At 60.1% G+C, this 11097-nt stretch carries 5 protein-coding genes and 1 rRNA gene; all 6 read left to right on the plus strand.

Going from position 1 to position 11097, the window contains the following annotated elements; genetic code table 11:
- A 5S ribosomal RNA gene (rrf, locus tag AC1DLB_RS09205) occupies nt 1–90 on the plus strand; the annotation flags it as partial.
- A gap of 156 nt (nt 91–246) precedes the next feature.
- A complete protein-coding gene (recC, locus tag AC1DLB_RS09210; RefSeq protein WP_477784900.1) occupies nt 247–3699 on the plus strand; it encodes an exodeoxyribonuclease V subunit gamma in 3453 nt (1150 codons plus the stop codon).
- Nucleotides 3696–7385, plus strand: a complete 3690-nt coding sequence (recB, locus tag AC1DLB_RS09215) for an exodeoxyribonuclease V subunit beta (protein WP_477784901.1) — start codon at nt 3696–3698, stop codon at nt 7383–7385. Before recC ends, recB begins: the two co-directional genes overlap by 4 nt.
- Complete coding sequence (gene recD, locus AC1DLB_RS09220; protein ID WP_477744068.1) at nt 7382–9490, plus strand: exodeoxyribonuclease V subunit alpha; 2109 nt, start codon at nt 7382–7384, stop codon at nt 9488–9490. The genes recB and recD overlap by 4 nt, the downstream gene beginning before the upstream one ends.
- Before the next feature lie 117 nt (nt 9491–9607).
- Nucleotides 9608–10183, plus strand: coding sequence for a regulatory sequestration protein YfiR (gene yfiR / locus AC1DLB_RS09225; RefSeq protein WP_477784902.1), 576 nt, complete (start codon nt 9608–9610; stop codon nt 10181–10183).
- Nucleotides 10180–11097 (plus strand): diguanylate cyclase DgcN/YfiN (dgcN, locus tag AC1DLB_RS09230; protein ID WP_477784903.1); only part of this gene is annotated, 918 nt, incomplete at its 3' end. The genes yfiR and dgcN, both read left to right, overlap by 4 nt.

Genomic DNA, 11097 nt, shown 5'->3' on the forward strand with positions numbered 1-11097 from the left:
ACCTGATCCCATCCCGAACTCAGAAGTGAAACGATGCATCGCCGATGGTAGTGTGGGGTTTCCCCATGTGAGAGTAGGTCATCGTCAAGATTAAATTCCGAAACCCCTATCTGCGTATGCAGGTAGGGGTTTTGTTTTGCCCGCAGGAAAGTTCGTACAGCAACATCGGAACGGTCCCGGCTGTCACGGTCTGCCGACAGTGCTAAGGTTCGGCCCTAGCTTTTGTATTTTCCCAAGGAAGCCTTTATGCCGGACGCTACGTCCCTCAGYGCTGGTTTTATGGTGGTTCACGGCAACCGCCTGGACGAGCTGCGCAGCCTGGTGGTCAGTTGGATGCGGCGCTACCCGCTGGCTCCCTTGGAAAATGAAATTGCCCTGGTGCAGAGCAACGGCATCGCCCAATGGCTGAAGCTGGCACTGGCCGAGGACCCAGAAGATGACGACATGGGCGGCTGCGGAATCGCTGCCGCCATCGATGTGCAGTTGCCAGGCAGCTTCATGTGGCAGCTCTATCGCATGGTGCTGGGACGTGACGAAATCCCGGCCAAGTCCCTGCTCGATAAAGCCCCGCTGACTTGGCGCCTGATGCGTCTGCTGCCACAGTTGATCAACCAACCGCACTTCGAACCCCTGCAGCGCTTCCTTACGAATGACACCGACTTACGCAAACGCTATCAATTGGCGGAGCGGCTGGCCGATCTATTCGACCAATATCAGGTGTACAGGGCGGACTGGCTCGAAGACTGGGCAGAAGGCCGTCACCAATTACGAAATGGCAGAGGCGAAGCCAAAGCCCTGACTCCGGCCAACTGCTGGCAAGCAGAGCTGTGGCGTGCGCTGTTGCTGGATGTCGGTGCACAAGGCATGGCGCAAAGCCGTGCGGGTGTCCACCAACGCTTTATCGAGCGTATCAATAGTCTCGACAGCGCGCCCAGTGGATTGCCTTCCAGGGTGATTGTTTTCGGGATTTCTTCACTGCCAGCTCAAGCCTTGGAAGCACTTGCCGGGCTGGCTCGATTCAGTCAGGTCTTGCTGTGCGTACACAACCCATGTCGCCACCATTGGGCGGACATCGTCGCCGATAAAGACCTGTTGCGGCATCAATACAAACGCCAGGCTCGCAAGCGTGGCATGCCGGTTGTGCTTGATCCGCAAACGCTCCATCAACATGCCCACCCGCTATTGGCGGCGTGGGGCAAGCAGGGGCGGGACTACATCAATCTGCTCGACAGTTACGACGATCCCAACAGCTATCGCTCGGCATTTCGCGATGGGCGCATCGACCTTTTCAGCGATAACCAGCCTCAGAGCATGCTCAATCAGTTGCAGGACGACATCCTGGAATTGCGCCCCCTGAACGAAACTCGCGAGAGTTGGCCTGCAGTCGATCTGACAAAGGACGAATCGATCCGTTTTCACATCGCCCATAGCGCTCAACGCGAAGTGGAGATTCTCCACGATCAGCTGCTCGCACGATTCAGTGCTGATCCAGACTTAAGGCCTCGCGACGTGATCGTGATGGTTCCAGACATCGACAGTTACGCCCCCCACATCCGCGCTGTCTTTGGTCAGCTTGATCGGCACGACCCACGCTTCATTCCCTTCACGCTCGCGGACCAAGGCCAGCGCGGCAGGGACCCGCTACTGATCGCTGTCGAGCATCTGCTCAAGCTGCCCGACAGTCGTTTCCCCGTCAGCGAAATTCTCGATCTGCTGGACGTTCCGGCATTACGCGCTCGCTTTGGCGTAGAGGAACGTGACCTGCCGACTTTGCACCGCTGGATCGAAGGCGCAGGTATCCGTTGGGGGATGAATGCCGAGCAGCGTGCGGGTCTGGGCCTGCCAGAAGAACTGGAGCAAAACAGTTGGCGTTTCGGCTTGCGACGGATGTTGCTTGGTTATGCCGTGGGCAGTGCCAGTGCCTGCGAGGGTATTGAACCCTACGACGAGATCGGTGGCCTGGATGCTGCGCTCATAGGTCCTTTGGTCGCACTGCTGGATGCACTGGAGATTGYCCAGCAGGAGCTCACCCAACCTGCGTCGCCCAAACTCTGGGGCATCCGCTTGCAAGCACTGGTGCAGTTGTTCTTCCAGGCCAGTAACGAACATGACGACTATTTATTGGCTCAACTCGAAGAGTTGCGCGAGACCTGGCTTGAGACCTGCGAGTCAGTAGGCTTGCAGGACGAGTTACCACTGACCGTAGTCCGAGAAGCCTGGCTGGCTGGCCTCGACCAAGGTCGCTTGTCTCAGCGCTTTCTCGCCGGTGCCGTCAACTTCTGTACCCTGATGCCCATGCGAGYGATCCCGTTCAAACTGGTCTGCCTGCTGGGTATGAATGACGGCGATTACCCTCGCGCGCAGCCGCCACTGGACTTCGACCTGATGGGCAGCGACTACCGGCCCGGCGATCGTTCCCGGCGTGAAGATGACCGCTATCTGTTGCTGGAAGCCTTGTTGTCGGCGCGGGACCAACTCTATATCAGCTGGGTCGGCCGCAGTATTCGGGACAACAGTGAGCGCCCGGCTTCGGTATTGATAGGACAACTACGTGATCATCTCGCCAGCGGTTGGCGATTGCACGATGACAAGGCTGATCTGCTTGAGTCCATGACTCAGGAACATCCGCTGCAACCCTTCAGTGCACGCTACTTCCATGAAGGCGATGATTTGTTCAGCTACGCCAGCGAGTGGCAGGTACTTCATCAGTCCAGCGGTTTGACGCCTGCCATCGAGGTTCTTGAGCCCTATATTCAGGACGAGCCGCTGAGCCTGGGTCAGTTGCAGGATTTTCTGCGCAATCCGGTACGGCATTTCTTCAGTCAGCGACTCAAAGTGTTCTTCGAGGCTGCCGAAGCGCCTTTGGCGGATGAAGAGCCATTTGTACTCGACGCGCTGCAACGCTATAGCCTCAGCGACAGCTTGCTCGAAGCAGCGCTCGGGCAATTGGACCAAATCGATCAGGTACTGGAAGCACAGGCGAAACGTCTGCAGAACAGCGGGCTCTTGCCCATGGCCGGTTTCGGCGAATGTCTGCAGCGAGAGTTGATCGAGCCGTTGCCGGATCTGTTGCAGCGCTATCAACAGCTTCTGGCGTTATGGCCTTCCCCACTTGCCAGCGCGTTGCCCGTGAGTCTGGAACTGCATGGGCTGCGTCTGGAGGGCTGGCTCAGTGGCCTGCATCAACGTGCGGACGGTGGTTTGCTATCGGTCACCACGATTCCCAACAGCATCGGCTCGCTCAAGACACGCAAATGGCATCGTCTGACACGACCATGGATCAATCACCTGGTTGCCTGTGCCAGCGGGATGTCGATGACCACCGCGKTGGTGGCCAGCGACGACAGTCTGTTACTGGCTCCGTTGGCGAAGGATGCAGCACTTGATGCCTTGGGTAATCTGTTGCTGGCCTGGCAAACGGGCATGCGCCAGCCGTTGCCGATTGCCGTAAAAACAGCCTTCGCCTGGCTGGCTCAAACCGATCCGGTCAAGGCTGACGCCGCTGCCCGCAAGGCCTATGAAGGCGATGGCCAGACCACTGATGGTGAGCGCCGCGAAAGCCCGGCACTCGCTCGGCAATACGCCGACTACGATGTTTTGATTGCCGACGAGACCTTCCCCGATTGGTGCGACGCTTTGTATCGGCCGCTGCTTGAGGCTCCCTGGCGTTCATTGACCAGCGAGGAGGCGCGCTCATGACCACGAAAACACCGCTGGCCCTGGCATTCCCCCTGCGTGGAAGCCAACTGATCGAAGCCAGCGCCGGGACGGGCAAGACCTTCACCATTTCTGCGCTGTACTTGCGTCTGGTCCTTGGTCATGRCGACGAGTCGAGTGGTTTTGGTCGTGAATTGCTGCCGCCGCAAATCCTCGTGGTGACCTTCACCGATGCCGCGACCAAAGAACTGCGCGAACGTATTCGTACGCGACTGGCTGAAGCTGCGCGTTTTTTCCGCGATGAGACACCGGCACCGGATGGCCTGATTGCCGAGTTGCGCGAGCAATACCTCCCCGAACAGTGGCCAGGCTGTGCAAACCGTCTGGACATCGCCGCCCAGTGGATGGATGAAGCCGCGGTATCGACCATCCACAGTTGGTGCCAGCGCATGCTGCGCGAACATGCATTCGACAGTGGCAGCCTGTTCACCCAGACCCTGGAAACCGATCACAGTGATTTGCTTGGCGAAGTCCTGCGCGACTACTGGCGACTGTTCTGCTATCCGATGCAAGGCGATGCGCTGAATTGGGTTCGCGGCAACTGGGGGGGGCCGGCAGCGTTGTTGCCGCGAGTGCGTGGGTTGTTCGCCAGCGAGCGTGACAGCGTTGAAGGTAAAGAACCTGCCGAGTTGATCGCCGAGTGCCTGGAGGAACGACGGGCCGCGTTGCTCGAGCTCAAGATGCCCTGGCGCCAATGGGCCGATGAGCTGCTTGCCATCTGTCATCAGGGCGTCGCGAGCAAAAGCGTCGATGGTCGCAAGATGCAGGCGCGCTACTTCGAACCCTGGTTCGAAAAGCTCCGGGCCTGGGCCGAAGACGAATCTCTGGAGCAACTGGACATTGGCACCGGCTTCACTCGCCTGACTCCCGATGGCATGGCTGAAGCCTGGAAAGGTGAAGCTCCCCGTCATCCCGGTCTCGATGCGATGCCCGGCCTCAAGGCCAGTCTCGATGGCTTGCCGACCCCCGATGCCGCCGTGCTGCAACATGCCGCCCACTGGGTCGGTGCTAGGTTCGAGGAAGAAAAGCGTCGTCGCGCGGAAATGGGTTTCGATGACATGCTGCTGCGTCTCGATGCAGCGTTGCAGTCCGATGGCGGTGAGCGTCTGGCGACCTTGATCCGCGAACAGTTCCCGGTTGCGCTGATCGACGAGTTTCAGGACACCGACCCGGTGCAGTACCGAATCTTCGAGAGCATTTATCGCATCGAAGACAACAACCCTGAATCCGGCCTGTTCCTGATCGGCGACCCGAAGCAGGCGATTTATGCCTTTCGCGGTGCCGATATCTATACCTATCTGCGCGCCCGGCAAGCCACCACTGGCCGCCTGCATACCCTGGGCACAAATTTCCGTTCCAGTCATGGCATGGTCAACGCGGTGAACCATGTGTTCCAGCGCGCAGAATCTCGCGAGCAGGGGCGCGGCGCGTTCCTGTTCCGGGAGAAGAGTGGCGAGAACCCGGTACCGTTTCTGCCCGTGGAGTCCCAAGGGCGCAAAGAAGTCCTGCACATTGAGGGGCAGGTTGTGCCTGCCCTGAACATCTGGCATTTGTCCTCTGACCAGCCACTGTCTGGCGTGGTGTATCGACAACAATTGGCCGCCGCCTGCGCCAGTGAGATCACTGCGTTGCTCAATGGCGGTCAGCAGGGGCGTGCGGGCTTCATACAGGATGGTAAGGGTCTCAGAGGCCTGCTGCCGGCGGATATCGCGATTCTGGTGCGCGACGGCAAAGAGGCCCAGGCCGTGCGCGGCGAACTTTCCGCTCGCGGTGTGCGCAGTGTTTACCTGTCAGACAAGGACTCGGTATTCGCCGCGCAGGAGGCCCATGATCTGCTGACGTGGCTCAAGGCCTGTGCCGAGCCGGATGTCGAACGTCCCCTGCGTGCCGCGCTGGCCTGCATCACGCTGAACCTTTCACTGGCTGAACTGGAGCGACTGAATCAGGACGAACTGGCCTGGGAAGCACGGGTCATGCAGTTCCGCGGTTACCGCGAGCTCTGGCGCAAACAGGGCGTTCTGCCCATGTTGCGGCGATTGCTACATGATTTTCAGCTGCCCCAGGCGTTGATCGCGCGCAGCGATGGTGAGCGGATATTGACCAACCTGCTGCACTTGTCCGAGTTGCTGCAGCAGGCCGCCGCTGAACTCGATGGCGAGCAAGCTCTGATCCGTCATTTGTCCGAGCATCTGGCGTTGTCTGGTCAGGCTGGCGAAGAACAGATCCTGCGCCTGGAAAGCGACGAGCAACTGGTCAAGGTCGTGACCATCCACAAATCCAAAGGGCTTGAATATCCGTTGGTGTTTCTGCCGTTCATCTGCTCGGCAAAACCGGTGGATGGCAGTCGTCTGCCGTTGTATTACCACGATGCCACGGGTAAGGCACAGGTGAGCTTGAAGCCGACAGCCGAGTTGATCGCCCAAGCCGACGATGAACGTTTGGCTGAAGACCTTCGTTTGCTCTATGTGGCCCTGACCCGGGCACAACATGCGTGCTGGCTGGGTGTGACTGATCTCAAACGCGGTAATAACAATGGCTCGGTCCTGCACCTTTCGGCGTTGGGCTATCTGCTGGGCGGTGGTGCGCCATTGGCTGAGTCGGCAGGGCTGCGTCGTTGGCTGGAAGACCTGCAGCAAGACTGCGCGGCGCTGAGCTACGGTGAAATGCCTGACGCGACCGCCGAGCATTATCATCCGCCACGCAATGAAGCGACCTTGCTTGCCCCGCTGATACCCAGGCGCAAGGCCAGCGAAAACTGGTGGATCGCCTCTTACAGTGCCTTACGCATTGGTGACAGTTTGAGCGTGGGCAGTGACGAGGCACCGGAGAGCGCGCAAGCACAAAAGCTCTTTGATGACGAACGCCTTGATCCCGAAGCGCCACGAGAAGTCGCCGCCGGCGGCGCTGATATCCATCGATTCCCTCGTGGGCCGAACCCCGGCACTTTTCTTCATGGATTGCTCGAATGGGCCGGTGACGAAGGTTTTGCCGCTGCACCGCAAACCGTGGAAGACGCGATCGCCCGTCGCTGCAACCGCCGTGGCTGGGAAGGCTGGATCACCACATTGAGCGGCTGGCTGCAGCACTTGCTCAAATCCCCGTTGCACATCGGTGGCGGGCAGGCGCCGGTGGTGTTCGAGCAACTGTCTCAATACCGGGTCGAGATGGAGTTCTGGTTCGCCAGTCATAAAGTCGATGTGCTCAAGCTCGATGAGCTGGTGCGCCAATACACCCATCACGGCGTGGCCCGGGTGGCTGCCGAACCGGTGCTGCTCAATGGCATGTTCAAAGGCTTCATCGACCTGACGTTCGAGCATGAAGGCCGTTACTACGTCGCTGACTACAAATCCAACTGGCTGGGCGTCGATGACGCGGCCTATACCGAGCAGGCCATGGAGCAGTCGATTCTCGATAACCGTTACGACCTGCAATACGTACTGTACCTGCTCGCCCTGCATCGCCAGCTTAAGGCTCGGCTGGTCGATTACGATTACGACCGACATGTCGGTGGAGCGTTGTATCTGTTTCTTCGCGGTACTCGAGCGGCCAGCCAAGGTGTGTATTTTGCCCGTCCGCCACGGGAGCTGATCGAGCGCCTGGACCGGTTGTTCCAGGGCAAGCCAGAGCCCAAGGCCGAACCCGCCTGGGAACAGGGAGTATTGCTATGAGTCGCACTTTCGCCGATTTGCTGCCTACGCCGTTGGCGGCCGAAAGTCTGGCGGACCTGGCCCCGTTGAGCCGCGCAGATGACTTGTTGCTGCTGCTCACGCGCTGGGTCGAACGCGGCTGGCTGCGGGCGCTGGACAAGGCCTTCGTCGCGTTTCTCCACGAGCTCGCTCCCGACGATGATCCGCTGGTGCTGCTGGCCGCCGCGTTGATCAGTCACCAACTGGGTCACGGTCATGTCTGCCTGGATCTGTTCGAAACACTGAAAGAGCCGGATTTTGCCTTGTCGCTGCCGCCGGAAGGTGATGTGCAAAGCGGGGCGATGTTGCTGCCGTCGCAATTGCTTGAGGCGCTGGACGGTGCCCATTGGTGCAAGGTCCTGGCGTCCAGTCGTCTGGTGGCTCTGGCCGTCGATGGGCGTGAGGCTGCGCAACACCGGCCGTTGGTGCTGTCGGGCAAGCGCCTGTACCTGCGCCGCTACTGGGCTTACGAACGGCGCATCGACCTCGCGCTGCGCCAGCGCCTGGCGGCACACGAAGCAACGCCGGGTGATTTGCCCCAACGCCTGACCGCTCTGTTCGGTCCAGCCAGGTCTGATGAAGTGATCGACTGGCAGAGGCTCGCGTGTGCCCTGGCTACTCGAAGTGCATTCAGCATCGTCACCGGCGGCCCGGGAACCGGCAAGACCACCACGGTTGTGCGCTTGCTTGCGTTGCTCCAGGCACCCGCAGCGGAGGCCGGTAAGCCGCTGCGTATTCGTCTCGCGGCACCCACCGGCAAAGCTGCCGCACGATTGACCGAGTCCATCAGCCAGCAGGTTCAAACCCTGAAAGTGCCTGAAACGGTGCGCGAGAAGATCCCGTCGGATGTGACCACCGTGCACCGTTTGCTCGGCAGTCGTCCCGGTACCCGGCATTTCCGTCACCACGCGGGTAATCGCTTGCCGCTGGATGTATTGGTGGTGGACGAAGCCTCGATGATCGACCTGGAAATGATGGCCAACCTGCTCGATGCGTTGCCGCCCCATGCCCGTCTGGTGCTGCTCGGTGACAAGGACCAACTGGCGTCGGTAGAGGCCGGTGCCGTACTGGGCGATCTGTGTCGTGATGCCGAAGCCGGTTGGTACAGCCCGCAGACCCGCCAGTGGCTGGAGGCGGTCAGCGGTGAGCGCCTCGATGCCAGCGGTTTGCGGGAAGACACCCAGGGCGCGCATCCACTGGCCCAGCAAGTCGTGATGCTGCGCCACTCACGGCGCTTCGGCGAGGGTAGCGGCATTGGTCAGTTGGCCCGTTGGGTTAACCAACAGCATCCCGAGGACGCGCGCAAGTTATTGGCCGCTGCAAGTCATGACGACGTATTTTCCCTGCCTCTAAAGGGTGAGCAGGACCGGGCGCTGGAGCGCTTGTTGCTCGAAGGCCATGGCGGGGGACCGCAAGGTTATCGGCATTACCTGAGTCTTTTGCGCAGCCAGCGACCACCGCTCGACCGCCCGCTCGACGATCCATGCTGGGCTGATTGGGCTCGCGTGGTGCTACAAGCCTTCGACGCTTTCCAGCTGTTGTGTGCTGTACGCAAAGGGCCTTGGGGCGTGGAAGGTTTGAATCAGCGCGTGACCGACGCGCTGCTCAAGGCACGGCTGATCGACAGCGACCATCAGTGGTACGAAGGTCGGCCCGTGCTGATGACCCGCAACGACTATGGCCTGGGTTTGATGAACGGTGACATTGGCATTGCCCTCAAGCTGCCGGAGCGTGAAGGCCCGGAGGCCGGGCGGCACGTGCTGCGTGTGGCCTTCCCGCGTAATGACGGGCAGGGCGGTGTGCGCTTTGTCCTGCCAAGCCGACTCAACGATGTCGACACGGTGTATGCCATGACCGTGCACAAATCCCAAGGCTCGGAATTTGCCCATACGGCGTTGATTCTGCCGGATGCTTTGAATCCTGTGCTTACCAAGGAACTGATCTATACCGGGATAACCCGGGCCAAAGACTGGTTCACCCTGATTGAGCCTCGAGCCGGCGTATTCGAAGAGGCCGTGCGGCGCAAGGTCAAGCGCTTGAGCGGGTTAATGCTGGAGCTGGAAGAGGGTGCCTGGCCGAGCCATTGAGGGGCGGTGCCAGCCGCAGGAGTCTGTCCGATGTGCCATGGTGCGTCGCCTCGCTGGTGTTTCGGTGCTGTGCTATCGTTGCGGCATCATTTTGTTGCGATCGTAGAGAATTCCTGCATGAAGTTGRCTGTCTGGGCGACAGGGCGCGTCGTTGGCTGCAAACAAGTGCTGCTTGCCGGCCTCCTCTGTTTGTTGACGGGCGTTGCCTGTGCTGAGTCGGAAACTATCGTGAGCAAAGCCGACCAACGTGCCAGGTCGGTCACTCAGGTAGTACTCGGGATCCTCAGTTATGCCCGATGGCCTGTTGAGCCCCAACAACTGCGCCTGTGCGTGGTCGGCCCCACTGAATACACCGACGACCTGGTCAAAGGCACCACACAAGCCACGGGTCGACCGGTTACTGTACGACGGTTGCTGGCCGATAATCCGGTCATCGCCAGTGAATGCGATGCGGTGTACATCGGCAAGCTGACCGGCGATGAACGCAGTCGGCTATTCGCCTCGTTGACGGGACGCCCGGTGGTGAGCATCAGCGAAGGCGGCGATCAATGCACTGTCGGCAGTCTGTTCTGTCTGCGGGTCGGTGATGAGCAGGTGTCCTTCGAGGTCAACCTCGACTCGGTCGCCCGCAGCGGTGTACGCATTCACCCCAGTGTGCTGCAACTGTCGCGCCGCAAGCCGGCGGCGCCATGAGTCTATTCAAACCTCGCATACGCCCGACCCTGGGGTCGGTTATCGGCCGTGGACATTTGATCGTCGCCCTGGTGGGTGTGGCCATGGCCAGTGTTTCACTGACCCTGCTGGGTGTTCTGGCTTTGCGGGTCTATGCCGATCACAACCTGCATCTGATTGCCCGTTCGATCAACTACACCGTGGAAGCCGCGGTGGTGTTCAACGACAAGGCCGCCGCCACCGAAGCGCTGGCATTGATCGCCTCCACTGAAGAAGTGGCTGATGCACAAGTGATGGACGAGCAAGGCGAGTTGCTCGCACGTTGGCAACGACCGGAAACGGGGTGGCTCTCCGATCTTGAAATGCAGATCGCCCGAACGATTCTGGAAAAACCCATCAGCATGCCGATTACTCATCAAGGTCGGGAAATCGGCAGCATCTTGCTCATCGGTCACGGCGGCAGCCTGATGCGCTTTTTGCTCAGCGGTCTGGTGGGAATCGTCTTGTGTACCGCTGTCAGTGCCTGGGTAGCGCTTTATCTGGCGCGTCGGCAATTGCGAGGAATCACTGGCCCGTTGCGCAGCCTGGCTGCCGTGGCTCACGCCGCCCGTAGCGAGCGTGCTTTCGACCGGCGCGTACCGCCCGCCGACATTGCCGAACTCGACAACCTGGGCAACGACTTCAATGCTTTGCTCGACGAGCTCGAGTCCTGGCAGACCCATCTGCAAAGCGAAAACGAAACCCTGGCCCACCAGGCCAGCCATGACAGCCTTACCGGGTTGCCGAATCGGGCGTTTTTCGAAGGCCGCCTGATGCGCGCCTTGCGCAATGCGGGCAAGCTGGATGAGGGAGTGGCCGTACTGTTTCTCGACAGCGACCGGTTCAAGGAGATCAACGACAACTTCGGTCACGCTGCCGGTGATGCGGTGCTGATC

The organism is Pseudomonas sp. 05N434 (assembly GCF_056396965.1).

Bases quoted from the DNA above. Each gene is read 5' to 3' on its own strand.
- recD (WP_477744068.1), top strand. From the start codon at position 7,382: ATGAGTCGCACTTTCGCCGATTTGCTGCCTACGCCGTTGGCGGCCGAA.